We start from the raw sequence: 17553 nt of genomic DNA, 5'->3' as shown, positions 1-17553 counted from the left end.
TCCTTAGTCAGACAAGCGCGCGACGCACGAAATCCAGGCGATCCTGTCCGAAGAACAGTTCACCGTCGATGACGAAGCTCGGTACGCCGAATATCCCGTTGGCCAGCGCCTCCCGGGTATGGTCCTCGAACAGACCGCGGCAGGACGGAGTATCCCCCTCGGCCACCAGCTCGCGGCCGGGATAGCCGGCCTCGTCGGCGATCCGGACCAGCGTCTCCGGATCGGCGATGTCCAGGTCGCGCACCCACACCCCGGCCAGGATGGCCTGGGCCAGCGGCCAGGCGGGCAGTCCGGCGCGCTCGGCGGCGAGCACGGTGCACGCCGCCAGCGACTCGTCCACGGGATGATGGCGCGGCTGGTCGTTGATGGGCATGCCCAGGTGCCGGGCCCAGCGCGTGCGCTCTACGCCCCGGTAGGCCCGGCGCGAGGGATGCAGGCCCGCCAGCGGCGCGCCGCCGGTTTCCCGGAACACGCGCAAGAGGTCGATGGGGCGGTAGACGATGCGGGCGCCCGTCTCGGCGGCCAGTTCGTGCAGCCTCGGCCCGGCCATGTAGACCCAGGGCGACAGCAGCGAGAAATAGAAGGTCAGGGTCTTCACGCGTGGCCTCCGTCTTCCGCTTCGCGGGTCAGCAGCACGGCATCGAGCGCGGCGGCGCCGCGGCCGGCCTCGAACACCCGGAAAGGATTGATGTCGATGGACGCGATGCGGTCGGCGTGCTGGTGCGCGAACACCGACAGGCGCACGATGGCGCGGACCAGCGCGTCCAGGTCGGCGCGGGGCCGGCCGCGCGCGCCGTCCAGCAGCGGGAAGGCCTTGAGCTCGCGCACCATCCGCATCGCGCCCTCGGCGTCGACCGGCGCGACGCACAGCGATACGTCGTCCAGCAGTTCGGCGTAGATGCCGCCCATGCCGACCATCACCACCGGGCCGAACACCGGATCGCGCTGCACGCCCAGGATCATTTCCACGCCGGCGGGCGCCATGGGCGCGACCAGCATGCCCTCGATGCGCGCCCGCGGCGCGGCCTGCGCGACACGTTCGCGCATGGCGGCCCAGGCCTGGCGCAGCCCCGCCTCGTCGGCGATGTCCAGCGCCACGCCCCCCGCTTCGCTCTTGTGCACGATGTCGGACGACAGCACCTTGAGCGCCACGGGATAGCCCAGTTCGCACGCGGCCGCGCAGGCGGCGTCGAGATCGGCCGCCGCCCGCTCGGGCAGCACGGGAATGCCCACCCGGGCCAGGACTTCCTTGGCCGCATGCTCGTTGGCCGCCTCCAGCGCCGGGAAGTGCGGCACGCTCGGCAGGCTGGCCGGGTCGGCCGGTCCGGGGCTGGACCGCGACAGCGCGCGCAGCGCGGACAGCGCCCGGATCGCGCGCGAGGCATCCTCGATCAGCAGGTAGCCGTGGTCGGCCAGTTCGTCCTGCAGCGCCTGCGGCGCCAGCATGGACAACACCAGGGCCGGCTCGGGGAACTCGCGGCGCAGGTCCGCGAAGATCTCGGCCAGCGGCTGCTGCAACGGCGGCGAATACGGCATCGCGGTCAGGAAGAACACCACCGCTTCGTAGCGCCCCTCGCGCAGCATCGTGCGCAGGAAACGCCGGAACAGTTCCATGTCGCTCCAGATCTGCGCCGTGCCGTCCACCGGATTGCGCACGGCGGCCAGCGGCAGCATCGCGCGCAGTTCGTCCTGCGCCGGCTGCGGCAGCGGCGCCATGTCCAGCTTCTCGTGCTCGGCGACGTCGGCCATCAGCACGCCCACGCCGCCCGACACGGTGAACACCCCCACCCGGCCTTCGGTGATGCGCTTGCCGCTGCCCGCCGCGTAGGCGGCGTCGAAGAAGGATTCGATGGAGTCGGCGCGATGCACGCCGTACTGGCGGAACAGGCTGTCGAAGACACGGTCGTTGCCGGCCAGCGCGCCCGTGTGCGACTGCGCCGCCGCCCGCCCCACGTCCGAGCTGCCCGCCTTGACCATGACCACGCGCTTGCCGCGCTCGCGCGCCAGCGCCAGCGCATGCACCAGCCGGTCGGGACTGCGGCAGCCTTCCATGTAGCCCATGATGACGTCGGTCTCGTCGTCGCGCGCGAAGTGCGCCAGGCAGTCGGCCATCTCGACGTCGCATTCGTTGCCGGTGGTCACCCACGCGCCCAGCGGCAGCCCGCGGCGGCGGGCCATCACCAGCGCCTGGCCGCCGAACGCGCCGCTCTGGCTGACCAGCGCGGTGCGGCCCAGGCGCGGCAGGCCCAGGTCCACCATGAAGGCGAAGCTGGCGATCATGCCGATGCGGAAGTTCATCACGCCCATGCAGTTCGGACCGATGATGCGCATGCCGCTCTCGCGCGCCAGCGCCGACAGCCGGGCCTGCATGGCGGCGCCTTCGGGGCCGACTTCCGCGAAGCCGGCGCTGAACACCGTCATCGCCTTCACCCCGCGGTCGGCGCAGGCCTGCGCGGCCTCCAGCACCGCCGAGGCCGGCAGCGCCACGACCGCGTGGTCCACGCCCCACGGCAGCTCGGCCACGCCGCGCAGGGCCGGCAGCCCCTGCACCTCGCCCCCCCGGGGGTTCACGGGCAGTATGGTGCCGCCATAGCCGTGCGCCTTCAGGAACTTGATGGGGCGCCCGCCTATCTTCAGCGGATCGGCCGAGGCCCCCAGCACGGCGATCGAAGCCGGGGAGAACAGCGGATCGAGGGAACCGGCCGCGTGCTCGCGGACGGGGGATTCAATACGGTCCAGCATGGTGCAGGGGTCCTCCGGACAGGGCGGGAAAGCCGCAGTCCTTGACAGCGATGACATCGATGAATTCGGCGCGCGGCGCCAGGCCCTCGGCCAGGCAGGCGCGCGCGGCCTCTGTCCAGGCGGCATAGGGCGGCACGGGCTCGCCCGCGGCGCGCAGCCTGCGGGCGATGCGGGCGCGCGTGGCGGCATCGGGCGCATCGGCGGCCTTGGCCAGCGCGCGCTCGGCGAAGAACAGGTGCAGCAGGGCCCGGGCCTGCGGGCCCGCGGCCAGTTGCGCGAAACGCTCGCGCTCGGCCTCGCAGCCCCGCTCGAAGGGCAAGGCCGCGGCGGCCAGGATCAGGTCGACGGCCTGGGGGCCGGCCTCGCGGCCGGGAAAAGCCTGCTCGGCCACGTCCAGGTAGCGCGCGCGCAGCGCGTCGGCCTGCGCGCCGTCAGGAACGGCCAGCTCGGCGGTGCGCCGCCACGGCAGGCGGCCCGACGCGATGTCGCTCGCGCGGCGCACGGCGGCGGCCACCGGATCGTCGGCCACCTCGTCCAGCAGCCCCTGGGCCAGCGCGGCCGCGGCGTCCACGCCCCGGGCCCGCGTCACCATGTCCAGGGCGGCCTCCAGGCCCACCAGGCGCGGCAGGCGCTGAGTCCCGCCGGCGCCCGGCACCAGGCCCAGGTTCAGCTCGGGCAGCATCAGCAGCGCGTCGTCGGCGCCGACTCGCGCATGGCAGGCCAGCGACAGCAGCGTGCCGCCGCCTATGCACTTGCCGCGCACCGCGGCCACGACGGGCTTGGGGAAAGTCTCGATGCGCCGCGCCAGGTCGGCCATGCGGACCGTGCCGGACGCATCGGGCCGGCCGACCTCGCGCAGGTCGCCGCCGCCCGAGAACATACGGCCCGTGCCGGCCACGACCACGCCGCGCAGGGCCCGGTCATGCTCGATGCCGGCCAACGCCTCGGCCAGGGCGGCACGCACGTCCGCTCCGATGGCGTTGACCGGAGGATGATCGATCCACAGGATGGCGATGCCGTCCCGCAGCACGGAAGAAACGAAGGAAGAAGACACGGAACCACCCGGGAAATGCCAGGCGCCCATTCTCGCGGGCGCTACCGGGGTGGACAATCACCGTGGGCGGAACAATGCGTTGCTGCGCGAGCAACGCAGCCCGGGGGCTAGGACCGCTCGATCTTCTGCACCACCTGGTCCAGGAAGTCGCCGTCGGCTTCGTTCGACAGCACCCGCACCGGCAGCCAGTCATGCGCGGGCGACAGCCAGACCTCGATCTTCTGGCCATCGTCGTGGTCGCGCTCGCGCTTCAGGTGCACCGCCTCGATGCTGCCCATGGGCGTGGACAGCTTGTCGCGGCCCACCACCCGGAAGCGCCAGTTGTCCGACTGGCTCGAACCGGCGACGCGAAAGGGCACGACCTTGCCGTCGGCGAAGGCGCCGCTGTCGGCGCGGCCGAGCGAGGCCAGTTGCAGCAGCACCGACATGCGGTCCTGCGTGCCGGGCTTGAGCGGTTCCTCGTTGCCGCTGGGCAGGCGCAGGCGGCCCGCGGCGGCGTCGAACTCGGCCGTCTTGACGCGCTTGTTGCGCGTCTCCTGGTAGCGCGCGGGCTGCAGGCCGTCGTCGCCGACCTTGCCGGTGCTTTCCCAGACGAAGCTGAAGAACAGGAAGCTGCCGCGGTTCACCAGCCGGTAGTCGCTGCCGTTGCGCTGCCATTCCAGCGTGCTGTCGACGTTGATCTTGAAGCCCTTGGCGGAGGCGTTCAGCTTGTAGGTCAAGACGGCCGAGGCGGGCGGCGAATAGCGTTCGGCCGCATGCAGCGCGGGCGCGGCGGCGGCCAACGCCAGGGCCGCGCAGGCGCGGGTGAAATGTCGGCGAGAGGGACGAAAGACGAAAGGCATGGCGAGTCCGGGCCGCGTTCGCGCGGCCCTCGATACGGTGATGCCTCTATCGTACTGGACCCGCGCGGCCAGGCTGTTAGCGACTGCTACCGGGCTGCCGCGGCCCCTGCCCGCCTCGTGTTACTGTTCGGCATCTTGTCCCCCCATCGCATTCCTTCCAGGCAGCCATGAAACTCGCTTCCTATCGCGACGGCTCGCGCGACGGCCAATTGATCGTCGTTTCCCGCGACCTGCGCACCGCCCATTTCGCCACCGAGATCGCGCCCACGCTGCAACGCGCGCTGGACGACTGGAATTTCATCGCGCCGCAGCTGCAGGACCTGTACGACGCCTTGAACGCCGGACGCGCCGTGCGGCCGTTCGAATTCTCGGCCGAGCAATGCGCGGCCCCCCTGCCACGGGCCTTCCAGTGGGCCGACGGCTCGGCCTACGTCAATCACGTCGAGCTGGTGCGCAAGGCGCGCAACGCCGAGATGCCCGAGACGTTTTGGACGGACCCGCTGATGTACCAGGGCGGCAGCGACGATTTCCTGGGCCCCACCGACGACATCGTCTGCGGCGCGGAAGCCTTCGGCATCGACTTCGAAGGCGAGGTGGCGGTCATCACCGGCGACGTCGCCATGGGCGCCACGCCCGCCGAGGCGGCGGACGCCATCCGGCTCATCATGCTGGCCAACGACGTCTCGCTGCGCAACCTGATTCCCAACGAACTGGCCAAGGGCTTCGGCTTCTTCCAGAGCAAGCCGGCCACCGCCTTCTCGCCCGTGGCCATCACGCCCGACGAGCTGGGCGCCGCCTGGCGCGACGGCATGGTGCACCTGCCGCTCACGGTGACCTGGAACGGCAAGGTCGTCGGCCGGCCGCATGCGGGCACCGACATGGTGTTCAGCTTCCCGCGCCTGATCTCGCACATCTGCAAGACGCGCAACTGCCGCGCGGGCAGCATCGTGGGCTCGGGCACCATTTCGAACAAGGATGCGTCGGTCGGCTACGCCTGCATCGCCGAGAAGCGGTGCCTGGAAGTCATCGCCGACGGTTCGGCCACCACCGAGTTCATGAAATTCGGCGACACTATACGCATCGAGATGTTCGACGAAACGGGCGCCAGCCTGTTCGGCGCCATCGACCAGGTCGTCGCCGCGCCCGAGCAGCAGTAGCGCCTTTCCCAGCGAGGAAACCGACATGGCCTCCCATACCGCCGGTTCCGGCAACCCTTTCGGCATCCCGGGCCTGCAGCTTCCCGGCAGCGACGGCAACATCGCCAACCCGGTGCTGCAAAGCATGGAAATGCTGCGCCAGGTCTGGGGCAGCCTGGGCGCCTTGCCGCAGGCGGCGCCGATCTCGCCCGCTATGGGCCTGGACGACCTGGACCGCCGCATCAACGACCTGCGCGCCGTCGAAAACTGGCTGAACCTGAACCTGACCATGCTGCGCGGAACCATACAGGGCCTGGAAGTGCAGCGCGCCACCATCTCCACCCTGCGCTCGTTCGCGCAGACCGCCAGCGAGGCATACGGCGGGGGCGACGCCGACGCGCCGCCTTCGCCGCTGGAAGTCGCTCTGGGACTGCGGCCCGCGCCGGCCAAGCCCGCCGCGAAGCCCGCCGGCCAGGACAAGCCCGACGCGGCCCCGAAGGCCGGGGACCAGGCACAGCAGGCCTCGGCCAAGTCCGCCGAGGCGCCCGCCGCGAATCCGTCCGCCGCGAACCCCTGGTGGAACATGCTGCAGGACCAGTTCAATCGCATGGCGACCGCCGCGGCCGCGTCCATGCCCACGCCTCCCGCTGCCGGAACCAAGGCGGACAAGGGGCAGGCCGCCGCCGCGGCCAAACCCGCGGCCAAGCGCACCGGCACGGCGTCCCGGGCCCGCAAGCCCAAGGCCCGGCCATGACCGGGACCGCCCGGCCGAACGCGACAGGCACCCGCCCCGCCACGGGCAGGGCGCCGCGCGGCAACCGCGGGGCGGCGCCATGAGTTCGCAGTTCCCCTGGGCCCACGCCACGCACCCCGACTGGCGCATGTCGGCGTCGCTGTGCCTGGCGCAGATCGAACGGGCCAGCCGGGTCGGCGCGGGCGCCGGCGCGACGCTCGGCTTCCTGTACCTGACCGACCACCACGCCGCCGAGGCCGCCGACATCCTGGCCTTCCTGCGCGAACGCACCGGCGTGACGCACTGGACCGGCGCGATAGGGGTGGGCATCGCGGCCGGCACCGCCGAATACATCGACGAACCCGCCATCGCGCTGATGCTGGCGGATTTCGCTCCCGACGACTTCCAGGTCTTCTCGGGCGCCACCCCGCCGCCCGAGCGGCTGGCGCGCACGCCCGACGGCCGCCGCGCCGCCTGGACCGCGCTGGTCCATGCCGACGCCGCCACGCCCGACCTGGCCGACCTGGTCCATGACATGCGCGGCAAGCTGGCCGGGGCGACCGTCTTCGGCGGTGTCTCCAGCAGCCGCCACCCGCAAACCACCATCGCTGACAGCGTGCTGTCCGGCGGCCTGTCGGGCGTGGTGCTGTCCGAGAATGTCGCCGTCGCCAGCCGGGTCAGCCAGAGCTGCCAGCCCATCGGACCGGTCCATCGCGTTACCGAGTCAGCGGGCCGCCGGCTCAACCGCCTGGACGGCGTGCCCGCGCTGGACGTGCTGCTGCGGGACATGGGCGCGCCGGACATGTTGCAGCGGCGCGCCACGCCGGCCGGCGCCCCGACCATGCCGGCGGCGGTGCAGATGCTGCAAGGCACCTTCGTCGGCATGGGCAGCGGCGACGCCTTCATGCACGGCGATTACCAGGTGCGGCCGCTGATCGGCGTCGATCCGCACGAGCGCGCGCTGGCCCTGGGTTCCGACCTGGACGAGGCCGACCATGTCGTGTTCTGCCGCCGGGACCGGGCGGCCGCGCAGGCCGACCTGATCCGGGCATGCACCTCGCTGCGCGAACAGATCGAGTCCGAGCACGGCGGCATGGAGCGCGTGCGCGGCGCGCTGTACATCTCCTGCCTGGGCCGCACCGGCACCCTGTTCGGCGGCCCGTCGGCCGAGATGCAACTGGTCCAGCAGCAACTGGGCGACCTGCCGCTGATCGGCCTGTATGCCAACGGCGAGATCTTCAAAGACCGGCTATATTGGTATGCGGGCGTACTGGCCGTCTTCCTCTGACGGCGCACCCGCCGGGAGCCGCATCATGAAGCCATCCCACCCCCATCACGCGGCCGCCGCGCCGCATCCGCTGCGCCGTGCCGCCATCGTGCTGGCCACCGCGCTGCTGGCGGCAGCGGCCCTGGCCGCCATGCCCCGCGCCGCCCGGGCCGACACCCCTGCCGCAGCCGCCGGCGCCTGCCCCGCCCTGCTGGACGTGACCTTCCCCAGGCTGCAGGACGAATCGCCGCAGAACCTGTGCCAGTACCGCGGCAAGGTGCTCCTGGTGGTCAACACCGCGAGCTATTGCGGCTATACCTACCAGTACGAAGGACTGGAGCGCGTCTACGCCAAGTACCGCGACCGCGGGCTGGTGGTGCTGGCCTTCCCGTCCAACGACTTCGCCCAGGAGACCGGCTCCAAGGAACAGATCGCCGACCTGTGCTTCAACACCTACGGCGTCAAGTTCCCGATCTTCTCGAAGTCGGTGGTATCGGGCAAGGATGCCAACCCGCTGTTCGCCACGCTGGCCAAGGCGACCGGCCAGCAGCCCAAGTGGAACTTCCACAAATACCTCGTGGGCCGCGACGGCAAGCCCGTGGCCGCCTTCCCCAGCGCGGTCGAGCCCACTGACGCGCGCATGACCCGCGAGATCGAGAAACTGCTGGCGGGCTGACCGCGCCAGACCGCTACGACGCCGCGCCCTGCGCGGCCAGCGCCAGGCAATCCTCCGCCAGCCGGCGCAGCCGCTCGCGCGCCTTGTCGCGCTGGGCCGGCGTGGCCATGTTGAAGAGATCGGCCGTCAACTGCGCGCGCGCCCGTTCACCGTCTTCATGGCGTGCCCGCACCGGCGCCGCGGCCGGCGTCTCCAGGTCCGAGAAGAATGCCCGCAGACGCGAGGCCGTCTGCGGCGGCGACTTGCTGCGGACCGCCTCGTCCACGATACCGACGAATATCCGTTGCCGGTCCTGCCGCAGCGACAGGCGCCAGGCCGCGTCCGCGCCGCGCGCGTCCACCCATTGCTCGAGATGGGCGCGCTGTTCGGGGGACAGCCGCCCCAGCCAGAATTGATAGCGGTCCACCATCTGGTCGATGCGGCGCTTGCGCACGGCGTCCGCATCGGCATCCACATAGTCTTCGCGGAACTCGTCGTTGTTCTCGGCCAGCCGCGCCAGCAGGCGGCGGCGCTGCGCGGGACCGAACTGGACCAGTACCTCGGCGAACTCGTCGGCCACCCGGCCGCCCAGCACCTGCAGGCGGCCCGTCACCTGTTGTTGCAAAGCCAGCAGTTCGGACGCGCTGAGCGGCGCCGGGTCTACCAGCCTGCGTTCGGCCGAGCGCAGAATATCGGCGTAGCGCGGCAATTCCTCGCGCCGGTGCCAGGCCAGCACCCGGTGCAGGCGGTCGCGGGCCGGCTGGCGCAGGCCATCCGACAGGTCGAACCAGTCGTCCATGCGCCAGGCCAAAACCTTGTCCGCGCTGTTGTAGCCCAGCTTCACGCCGCTGCAGGCGGCCACCAGGCCCAGGATGACAACGATCAATACACTTCTGATCATATGTTCGTCTCGAAGCTGCCTTAAACTGCCACGCTTTCACCCATCTCCAACCGGAGTAGTGCTGCAAATGCTCAACATCGTGATCCTGGCCGCCGGCATGGGCAAGCGCATGAAGTCCGACCTGCCCAAGGTGCTCCACGGGCTGGCGGGCCGTCCCATGCTGACCCACGTGCTCGGCGCCGCGCGGGCGCTGGACCCCTCCCGCATCGTCCTGGTGGTCGGCCATGGCGCCGACACGGTCAAGCGCCATTACGAGCAGGACACGGACCTCGGATTCGTTTTACAACAACCCCAGCTGGGCACGGGGCACGCCGTGCAACAAGCGGTACCCGAACTGGCCGGCAGCGACGGCCCCGGCGACGTCACCCTGGTCCTGTACGGCGACGTGCCGCTGGTGAACAGCGACACCCTGAAACGGCTGCTGGACGCCCAGGCCTCGAAGCCCGGCGCCGTGGCCGTGCTGACGGTGGAACTGGACGACGCCACCGGCTATGGCCGCATCGTGCGCAACGGCGCCGGCTCCATCGACCGGGTGGTCGAGCACAAGGACGCCTCGCCCGAGGAACGCGCCATACGCGAAGTCAACACCGGCATCCTGGCCGCGCCCACCGCCGCGCTCAAGCGCTGGCTGGCCGCGCTCAAGAACGACAACGCCCAGGGCGAATACTACCTGACCGACATCATCGCGATGGCGGTGGCCGACGGCGTGCCCGTGCTGTCCGCCGCCCCCGACCACGACTGGGAAACACTGGGCGTGAACAGCCGCGTGCAGCAGGCCGAGCTGGAACGCATCTACCAGCGCGCCCAGGCCGAGCGCCAGCTGGAAGCAGGCGTCACGCTGGCCGACCCGGCCCGCTTCGACGTGCGCGGCAACCTCCGCTGCGGCCGCGACGTCTTCATCGACGTGGGCTGCGTCTTCGAGGGCAACGTCGAACTGGCCGATGGCGTGTCGGTCGGCCCGAATTGCGTGCTGCGCGACGTGCGCGTCGGCGCGGGCACCCGCGTGGCGGCCTTCAGCCACCTGGACGGCGCCACCGTGGGCGCCGACGCCCGCATCGGCCCCTACGCGCGGCTACGCCCCGGCACACAGCTGGGCGACCAGACGCACGTGGGCAACTTCGTCGAGATCAAGAACAGCAGCTTCGACACCGGTTCCAAGGCCAACCACCTCAGCTACGTCGGCGACGCGACCGTGGGCGCGCGGGTGAACATCGGCGCCGGCACCATCACCTGCAACTACGACGGCGTCAACAAGTCGCGCACCGTGATCGAGGACGACGTCTTCATCGGCTCGGATACCCAACTGGTCGCGCCCGTCACGGTGGGCCGTGGCGCCACGCTGGGCGCCGGCACCACGCTGACCAAGGATGCGCCCGCTGACAGGCTCACGCTCTCGCGGGCGCCGCAGGCGACGGTGGAAGGCTGGAAGCGGCCGGTCAAAAAATAAGCCTCAGATCGCCACCCGCGTATCGAACTTGCTCCGGTGCACCGAAAAAAACGTGCGGACGTTGCGCACATTGCCCTGTGCCGTGAATGCCCGGTGCGCCAGCGCGTGATAGGCGGCCATGTCGGGCACCTGCACCACCAGCACGAAGTCCGGCCCCGTCGAGACCCGGTAGCACTGGGTCACGGCGGCCTCGCGCGCCATGGCGGCCTCGAATTCGGCCAGGCGCTCGGCCGCCTGCACGTCCAGCGTGATCTCGACGATGCCGGTCAGGCCGGCGCCCACCTTCTCGGGCGAGACGATGGCCACCTGTTTCTCGATCACCCCCTGCTCGACCAGGCGCCGGACGCGGCGCAGGCAGGTCGGCGCCGACACGTGCACGCGCGCGGCCAGTTCCTGGTTGGTCAGCGTGGCGTCGTTCTGCAAAACCGACAGAATGCGCCGATCGACGTCGTCGAGGTCCACGGTCAGGGTCATGGGCGGACTGAAGTGAAATTTTCAATAACTATTATGGTATTTTTTTAATAAAAATTCTTCTACCCGTGGCGGAGAAATTTTCACAAAAAAATACCTAAAAATAGTAATTACATTTCTTCCCGAAAAGACCAGAATTGCGCCGAACCCGTTCATCAAGGACACCAGTACCATGTGTGGCATCGTCGGCGCCGTCGCCCAACGCGACATCGTTCCCGTTCTGATCGAAGGCCTGAAGCGCCTGGAGTACCGCGGCTATGATTCCTGCGGCGTGGCGGTCCATCTCGAGGGCGAACTGCGGCGTACCCGCAGCACCTCGCGCGTGGCCGAGCTCGAGTCGCTGATCGCCGGGGAAAAGGTGACCGGCTTCACCGGCATCGCCCACACCCGCTGGGCCACCCATGGCGCCCCCGCCACCAACAACGCGCACCCGCACTTCTCGGCCGACCGCAACGGCCGCAGCCGCGTCGCGCTGGTGCACAACGGCATCATCGAGAACTACGAGGAACTGCGCGCCGAACTGCAAGGCTACGGCTACGAGTTCGAAAGCCAGACCGACACCGAGGTCATCGCCCACCTGCTCAACCACCTGTACGACGGCGACCTGTTCGCCGCCATGCAGCAGACGGTCAAGCGCCTGCAGGGTGCCTACGCCATCGCCGCCTTCTGCCGCGACGAACCGCACCGCGTGGTCGGCGCCCGCCACGGCTCGCCGCTCATCGTCGGCCTGGGCGAAAACGAGAACTTCCTGGCTTCCGACGCCCTGGCCCTGACCGGCACCACCAGCAACATCATCTACCTGGAAGACGGCGACGTCGTCGACCTGCAGCTCGCGCGCGTCTGGATCATCGACGAGAACGGCCAGCCGGTCGAGCGTCCGGCCCGCGCCGTGGTCGCGCACACCGCCGCGGCCGACCTCGGCCCCTACCGGCACTACATGCAGAAGGAAATCTTCGAGCAGCCGCGCGCCATCGGCGATACCCTGCAGGACATCGAGACCGTCACGCCCGAGCTGTTCGGCGATACCGCCGCCAGCGTCTTCGACCAGATCGACTCGGTGCTGATCCTGGCTTGCGGCACCAGCTACTACGCCGGCCTGACCGCCAAGTACTGGATCGAAGCCATCGCGCAGGTGCCCGTCGCCGTCGAGATCGCCAGCGAGTACCGCTACCGCACCAGCGTGCCCAATCCGCGCAGCCTGGTCGTCACCATCTCGCAATCGGGCGAGACCGCCGACACCCTGGCCGCGCTCAAGCATGCGCAGCAGCAGGGCATGAAGCACACCCTGACCATCTGCAACGTGGCCACCAGCGCCATGGTGCGCGAATGCACGCTGAACTTCCTGACCCGCGCGGGCGTGGAGATCGGCGTCGCGTCCACCAAGGCCTTCACCACCCAGCTCGTCGGGCTGTTCCTGCTGACGCTGGCGCTGGCCAAGAGCAAGGGCCGCCTGTCCGAGGAACAGGAAGCGGACCACATCCGCTCGCTGCGCCACCTGCCGGTCGCCATCCAGGCCGTGCTGGCCCTGGAGCCGCAGATCATCTCGTGGGCCGAGGAGTTCGTGCGCAAGGAAAACGCGCTGTTCCTGGGCCGCGGCATGCACTATCCGATCGCGCTCGAAGGCGCGCTCAAGCTCAAGGAAATCAGCTACATCCACGCCGAGGCCTATCCCGCCGGCGAGCTCAAGCACGGCCCGCTGGCCCTGGTCACCGACCAGATGCCCGTGATCACCGTGGCGCCGCAGGACGCCCTGCTCAAGAAGCTGCAATCGAACATGCAGGAAGTGCGCGCGCGCGGCGGCCACCTGTACGTGTTCGCCGACGCGGGCAGCAACATCCGCTCGGAAACCGGCGTGCACGTGATCCGCATGCCCGAGCACTACGGCTGGCTCTCGCCCATCCTGCACGTGGTGCCGATGCAATTGCTGGCCTATCACACGGCCTGCGCGCGCGGCACCGACGTGGACAAGCCGCGCAACCTGGCCAAGAGCGTGACGGTGGAGTGATGCCAGTCGGCTCTGGGCGTTGCCGTCAGCGCGGCGCCCAGCACTCCAGCCGTCTCAGTACCTCCCCCTTCGGCAGCCGTTTGCGCGGGTGGTTCCAGATGCGCGAGAGTCCTTCATGGAGCATCGAGGAGTCAACGTTCCCCGACGCCTCCATCTGATCCAGCATCCACAGCAATCCATAGACGATGCAATGGCGTGCTTGGGCCTCTGTCCGTAAGAGTTTATCGCCAGAAACAAGGGCATGGCCCTGGCGTCGCGCACAACTCAGCGCGAAACAGTCCGGCAGGGACAAGCCCGGACGTTGCTTTCGGATCTGCTGCGCGAACTCGACCTCATCCGGACTCAAGGCCACGACCCCCAAGCCCAGCCTGCGCAGCAAGGGGCCATTTTCGGGCTCCAGCTCGCGAACGTAAAGCAGGTCTGGCACCACCATCGTCAAGCCACATGAAAACGCTTGCTCAAGTAGCCCACCCCTCTCCAAGTCGACCAAGACGGATGTGTCAGAAACCAGGATGATCATGGTGGGTCAGGCAGGCTGCCCCATCAATCTACGATCCAACTCACGAACGCTGATGCACAGCAACTCGGCCGCCCGAGCTTCCGATATGGCGCCTTCGGCGACAGCTCGCAAGCATAGGCGCTCCATCCGCTGCGGCACTTCCGCCTTCAGCGCGCCTGGCTCACTGGAAGCTTGGCTATTCCAGCCCAGGTCTTTGATCTGAGCCCACAAGCGCCCATAGACCGCCTTGGTGACGATTTCCAATTGCGCGCATCGCACAACCAGTGATGCGATGCTAACCTTGAACAGCTTCTTTAATTCAACCAGTTCGCCGATGGAAATGGACGTTCGATGCGATCCCAACAGCCGAAGCACCATGTCCTTGGCCATCAGGAAGGCGCCGGCGAACCGATCCGCGGCCTTTTCCTGTTCCGCATCGCTGAGCCCGCTAAAGCGCAACACCAAGTGAGCGAGCTCATGAGCGAGCGTGAATCGCTGCCGCTCCCCATTGTGCCGCTGGTTCACCACGATCACCGGCACATCCTGACTGTCGGGGCGTCGCACGAATGCCTTGGAGCCGGACACGTTCTCCGGCAATTCCAAAGCGATCACTTTGATGCCCTTGTCCTCGAGCAACTCCGACATGAACGGGATGGGGTCAATGCCAAGCTTCCAGAGCCGGCGCAATACCTCGGCCGCCCGCTCGGCGTCCTCGATGCGGCCAATTTGAAATGCTTGATCGTCGGGAGCATCCCAGGGTTGCTCCACACCGGGTAGCAACTCTTCCAGCTCCAGGTACCGCTCGACCTGATCCAACACAGTAGCTTCCACGGCACGCTCCTCCTTGGCGCCTGCATGGGGCGCTTTCCGGAAGTCCACGCCCGTCAGTTCGATTTCGCGCTCGCTCAGCAGGTACTCGGGCGAGACCTGCAGGGCTTTGGCCATCGCCAGCAAGATCGTTGAACTCGGCATCATCTCATCGCGTTCGTACTTGCCGATGGCCTGAGCCGAGACCTGCCGTTGAATAGCGGCTTCCAGTTCGCGCAGCGACAACCCGAGGGCCTCGCGCGCCCTCTTGAGTCGGTTTCCGATCATGATTTCTCCGCGCCATTGTTTACAACTTGACTATTAATATTGTCGTTTGTAAACTCATCTAAGTCAACTTGATGGCCAACCGGAAAAACGTTCATGTCGTCCAGCGCGATAACGGCTGGGGCGCGCTACGCGAAGGCGGGCAACGCGCAACCCAGGTGTTCGACACACAGGCCCAAGCGATCGAAACCGGTCGACAAATGGCGCGCCAAGGCCAGGGCGAACTGCTGATCCACGGCCAGAACGGGCGCATCCGTGCTCGCGACTCTTACGGCAACGACCCCTGCCCGCCGAAGGACAACAAATGATCAAGTTCGATATCAAGATGCCGAGCACGGATGACCTCATGCGAGCGGCAATGGCGGAGATTGAGAAAAACATTACCCAAAGGGCACGGCGAGCGGCGGCGCCCCATTTGCGGTGGTCCTCGACGCCACGCCGCTCGGCCTCCTGAAAGGGCCGTTGGTGCGGGGTTAAGCCTGGCGGCCGGTTACTCGCGCAAGCACGGCGCGCGCTTCGCCGGCGTTTGCGCCCCGCCAGGCGACGATCTGGTCGGGCCGGATGAGGGCCAGCGGCGCTTCGTACAACGCGCGCAGCGCCGGCGACGCCAAGCGGAGGGGCTTCAGGTCGATGGCCAGCTCCCGCGCGGCGATCTCGAAACCCGTGTGCGGCGCCTCGTCCTCGCCCAGCACCAGCAGCGTCCATTCGCGGTGGAACAGGTCGAACAGCGAACGGCCGTCCTCCAGCCACATGTGCGGTGGCCGGCCGCCGGGACTGGCGGTGGGGACGTACTGGTTGGGTTCGTCCGGCGGCGGCGGCACGCCGTCGCCCACGATGATGGGCGAGCCGTCGTAGCGCCCCCCGAACGTGACGCCGGGAATGTTGAACTCCAGCCGCGCATGCTCGTCCAGGTGGCGCGCGGCCGCCATGCGTTCGGCCTCGCCCTGCGGCGTATCCGCTTCCAGCACGGCCCTGGCCTGGAACAGCCCCACCGAATCGGCGAAGCGCCTGGCAAAGCCGGTATTCCGCTCGGCCAACGGCCTGCGCTCGGCCTCGTAGCTGTCCAGCAGCGCCGGCGGCGCCTGTCCCTTCAGCACGCTGGCGAGCTTCCACGCCAGGTTCACGGCATCCTCGACCGCCGTGTTGTAGCCCAGGCCGCCGGTGGGCGTAAACAGATGTGCCGCGTCGCCGGCGATGAACGCACGGCCGCGGCGAAAACGCCGGGCGACCAGCGCGTGTCCGGCCAGCCAGGTACCCATGGACAGGATTTCCATCGGCACGTCCGCTCCCACGGCTTCGGCGAAGATGCGGCGGGCATCGGCCTCGGTCCAGCTTTCCGGGGTCTCTCCGGGGTGGACCGCGGCATGGAAGGCGAATTCGGCCACGCCGTCCACCGACGCCATGAAGGCGCGCCGCTGGTGGTTGACCGCGACGTACATCCAGGCCTTGGGATGGGGCAGCCTGGACAGGAATTCGGGCGAGCGCAGGTAGATGGCGAACATCTTGCCGCCCATGAACTCGCGCTGGATACCCGTCACGCCGCCCCACTCAATGCCCAGTTGTCCCCTGACGAAGCTGCGCGCGCCATCGGCGCCCACCAGGAACCTCGCCTTCACCTCCACGGGGTCGCCGCCCTTCACGGGCTGCACTCGCGCGACGATGCCATCGTCCTCCTCGCGGAATTCCTTCAAGGCCCACCCGTAGCGCAGGTCGATCGACGGCCAGGCCTGGGCATGCCGCCGCAGCGCCGCCTCGACGAATTTCTGCGACACGCGGTGCGGCAGTTCGGCGGCGCTCCAGGAACCCGTCATGGTCTTGATCCGTACTGCGGCCTGGGCGGCCGTGGGCAGCTTGATGCGCGCGAGCTCGTGGCCCGCGTAGCGCGTGAAGTACGCGATGTCCGTGGGATGGTCGGCAGGCAAGCCCAGCGCCCGGATCTCGTGCGCGAAGCCCAGCCGGCGGAAGTGCTCCATGGTTCGCGCCTGGGTGGCGTTGGCCTGCGGATTGAAGGCGGTGCCCGGCTTGGCGTCCACGACCAGGCAGCGCACGCCGCGCGGCCCGAGTTCGTTCGCCAGCATCAGCCCGCACGGCCCGCCCCCGGCGACCAGCACGTCGACGTCGAGCCGGTCCAGGCCCCCGACAGTAGACTGTGCATCGTCAAGCATCGTATGTTTCCTTTTCCGGGCGGCCAGGTTCGATATTTATTTAGGTTACCAAAGCAAATGGCCCCGCACAATCCGATTCGATCCCGTGAAAACCCTTGATAGCAACGCCTACCACTGGCGTACCCACAATCCCGGCCGCGTGCTCAACAGCGCCTTGCGCCGCTTCGAGCAGCGCGTCATGGACCTGATGACCGAGGCGGGACACGCCGAGACTCGCCGCTGGCACGTGAACCTGACCCGCCACCTGGACCTGGACGGCACGCGCATCACCGACCTGGCCCGGCGCTCGGCCATGACCAACGCGGCAATGAACGAATTGATAGGACAGTGCGAGGAACTGGGCCTGGTGGAACGCGTGGCCGATCCGGCGGACAAGCGGGCCCGCATCGTGCGCTTCACACCCACGGGACTGGCGTGGCTGGATGATTTCGGGCGGGCCGTGGCGGTGGCCCAGGAAGAGATGGTCAGGGAAGTCGGCAGCCGCAACCTGTCGGTCCTGTTGAAGGACCTGGCCGCCTACGCCGGGTCGGTCGATTGAAGCGGC

General features: G+C 68.8%; 17 protein-coding genes. 8 read left to right on the top strand and 9 right to left on the bottom strand.

The window, feature by feature from the left end; genetic code table 11:
• Positions 1 to 7: 7 nt before the first annotated feature.
• From N5K27_RS08270 to N5K27_RS08255, 4 genes are all read right to left on the bottom strand, one after another.
• Positions 8 to 598, bottom strand: a complete 591-nt coding sequence (locus N5K27_RS08270; RefSeq protein WP_279815727.1) for a 2-hydroxychromene-2-carboxylate isomerase — start codon at positions 596 to 598, stop codon at positions 8 to 10.
• Positions 595 to 2742 (bottom strand): acetate--CoA ligase family protein, encoded by a 2148-nt coding sequence (locus tag N5K27_RS08265; RefSeq protein ID WP_279815725.1) that lies wholly within the window; start codon positions 2740 to 2742, stop codon positions 595 to 597. Before N5K27_RS08265 ends, N5K27_RS08270 begins: the two co-directional genes overlap by 4 nt.
• A complete protein-coding gene (locus N5K27_RS08260; RefSeq protein ID WP_279815723.1) occupies positions 2726 to 3796 on the bottom strand; it encodes an enoyl-CoA hydratase/isomerase family protein in 1071 nt (356 codons plus the stop codon). The genes N5K27_RS08265 and N5K27_RS08260 overlap by 17 nt, the downstream gene beginning before the upstream one ends.
• 107 nt (positions 3797 to 3903) lie before the next feature.
• Complete coding sequence (locus N5K27_RS08255) at positions 3904 to 4638, bottom strand: DUF3108 domain-containing protein (protein ID WP_132979545.1); 735 nt, start codon at positions 4636 to 4638, stop codon at positions 3904 to 3906.
• 167 nt (positions 4639 to 4805) lie between these two features.
• Here N5K27_RS08255 and N5K27_RS08250 point away from each other — a divergent pair, with 167 nt between their 5' ends.
• The 4 genes from N5K27_RS08250 to N5K27_RS08235 all read left to right on the top strand — a co-directional run bounded on the left by N5K27_RS08250 (position 4806) and on the right by N5K27_RS08235 (position 8450).
• Entirely contained in the window at positions 4806 to 5795 is a 990-nt protein-coding gene (locus N5K27_RS08250) for a fumarylacetoacetate hydrolase family protein (protein ID WP_087837994.1), read from the top strand.
• Positions 5796 to 5820: 25 nt separating this feature from the next.
• Positions 5821 to 6528, top strand: a complete 708-nt coding sequence (locus N5K27_RS08245; RefSeq protein WP_279815719.1) for a PhaM family polyhydroxyalkanoate granule multifunctional regulatory protein — start codon at positions 5821 to 5823, stop codon at positions 6526 to 6528.
• A gap of 79 nt (positions 6529 to 6607) precedes the next feature.
• Positions 6608 to 7795 carry an FIST N-terminal domain-containing protein gene (locus N5K27_RS08240; RefSeq protein ID WP_279815717.1) on the top strand — a complete coding sequence of 396 codons (1188 nt, stop codon included), beginning with the start codon at positions 6608 to 6610 and terminating at the stop codon, positions 7793 to 7795.
• 25 nt (positions 7796 to 7820) lie between these two features.
• Positions 7821 to 8450 (top strand): glutathione peroxidase, encoded by a 630-nt coding sequence (locus N5K27_RS08235; protein WP_087837997.1) that lies wholly within the window; start codon positions 7821 to 7823, stop codon positions 8448 to 8450.
• 13 nt (positions 8451 to 8463) lie between these two features.
• Here the strand turns inward: N5K27_RS08235 and N5K27_RS08230 are convergent, their stop codons facing one another.
• Positions 8464 to 9330 carry a DUF6279 family lipoprotein gene (locus N5K27_RS08230; protein WP_132979544.1) on the bottom strand — a complete coding sequence of 289 codons (867 nt, stop codon included), beginning with the start codon at positions 9328 to 9330 and terminating at the stop codon, positions 8464 to 8466.
• 67 nt (positions 9331 to 9397) lie between these two features.
• Here N5K27_RS08230 and glmU point away from each other — a divergent pair, with 67 nt between their 5' ends.
• Positions 9398 to 10777: a bifunctional UDP-N-acetylglucosamine diphosphorylase/glucosamine-1-phosphate N-acetyltransferase GlmU gene (glmU, locus tag N5K27_RS08225; protein WP_087837999.1), complete on the top strand. Its 1380-nt coding sequence runs from the start codon at positions 9398 to 9400 to the stop codon at positions 10775 to 10777.
• A gap of 3 nt (positions 10778 to 10780) precedes the next feature.
• Here glmU and N5K27_RS08220 read toward each other — a convergent pair whose 3' ends face one another.
• A complete protein-coding gene (locus N5K27_RS08220; RefSeq protein WP_087838000.1) occupies positions 10781 to 11251 on the bottom strand; it encodes an Lrp/AsnC family transcriptional regulator in 471 nt (156 codons plus the stop codon).
• Between the two features lie 169 nt (positions 11252 to 11420).
• Between N5K27_RS08220 and glmS the strand changes: the two genes are divergently transcribed.
• Entirely contained in the window at positions 11421 to 13253 is a 1833-nt protein-coding gene (gene glmS, locus N5K27_RS08215; protein WP_279815712.1) for a glutamine--fructose-6-phosphate transaminase (isomerizing), read from the top strand.
• Between the two features lie 25 nt (positions 13254 to 13278).
• Here the strand turns inward: glmS and N5K27_RS08210 are convergent, their stop codons facing one another.
• Together N5K27_RS08210 and N5K27_RS08205 are read right to left on the bottom strand one after the other, a co-directional pair.
• Positions 13279 to 13773 carry a hypothetical protein gene (locus tag N5K27_RS08210; protein WP_087838002.1) on the bottom strand — a complete coding sequence of 165 codons (495 nt, stop codon included), beginning with the start codon at positions 13771 to 13773 and terminating at the stop codon, positions 13279 to 13281.
• Positions 13774 to 13779: 6 nt separating this feature from the next.
• The gene (locus tag N5K27_RS08205; RefSeq protein ID WP_087838003.1) at positions 13780 to 14847 is read right to left on the bottom strand and encodes an XRE family transcriptional regulator; all 1068 of its coding nucleotides are present in this window, start codon (positions 14845 to 14847) and stop codon (positions 13780 to 13782) included.
• A gap of 71 nt (positions 14848 to 14918) precedes the next feature.
• On the opposite strand from N5K27_RS08205, the gene N5K27_RS08200 reads away from it, so the two are divergent.
• Complete coding sequence (locus N5K27_RS08200; RefSeq protein ID WP_279815709.1) at positions 14919 to 15152, top strand: DUF2188 domain-containing protein; 234 nt, start codon at positions 14919 to 14921, stop codon at positions 15150 to 15152.
• Positions 15153 to 15317: 165 nt separating this feature from the next.
• Here N5K27_RS08200 and N5K27_RS08195 read toward each other — a convergent pair whose 3' ends face one another.
• Positions 15318 to 17009, bottom strand: coding sequence for an FAD-dependent oxidoreductase (locus N5K27_RS08195; protein ID WP_279815707.1), 1692 nt, complete (start codon positions 17007 to 17009; stop codon positions 15318 to 15320).
• An 85-nt stretch (positions 17010 to 17094) separates the two neighbouring features.
• Here N5K27_RS08195 and N5K27_RS08190 point away from each other — a divergent pair, with 85 nt between their 5' ends.
• A complete protein-coding gene (locus tag N5K27_RS08190; protein ID WP_243724481.1) occupies positions 17095 to 17547 on the top strand; it encodes a MarR family transcriptional regulator in 453 nt (150 codons plus the stop codon).
• The last annotated feature ends 6 nt before the right edge of the window (positions 17548 to 17553 follow it).

Source organism: Pigmentiphaga sp. GD03639 (assembly GCF_029845405.1).
Classification (GTDB): Bacteria; Pseudomonadota; Gammaproteobacteria; order Burkholderiales; family Burkholderiaceae_B; genus Pigmentiphaga; species Pigmentiphaga daeguensis.
The sequence above is the reverse complement of the archived record's forward strand: the minus strand, read 5'-3'. Positions and strand labels throughout refer to the sequence as shown.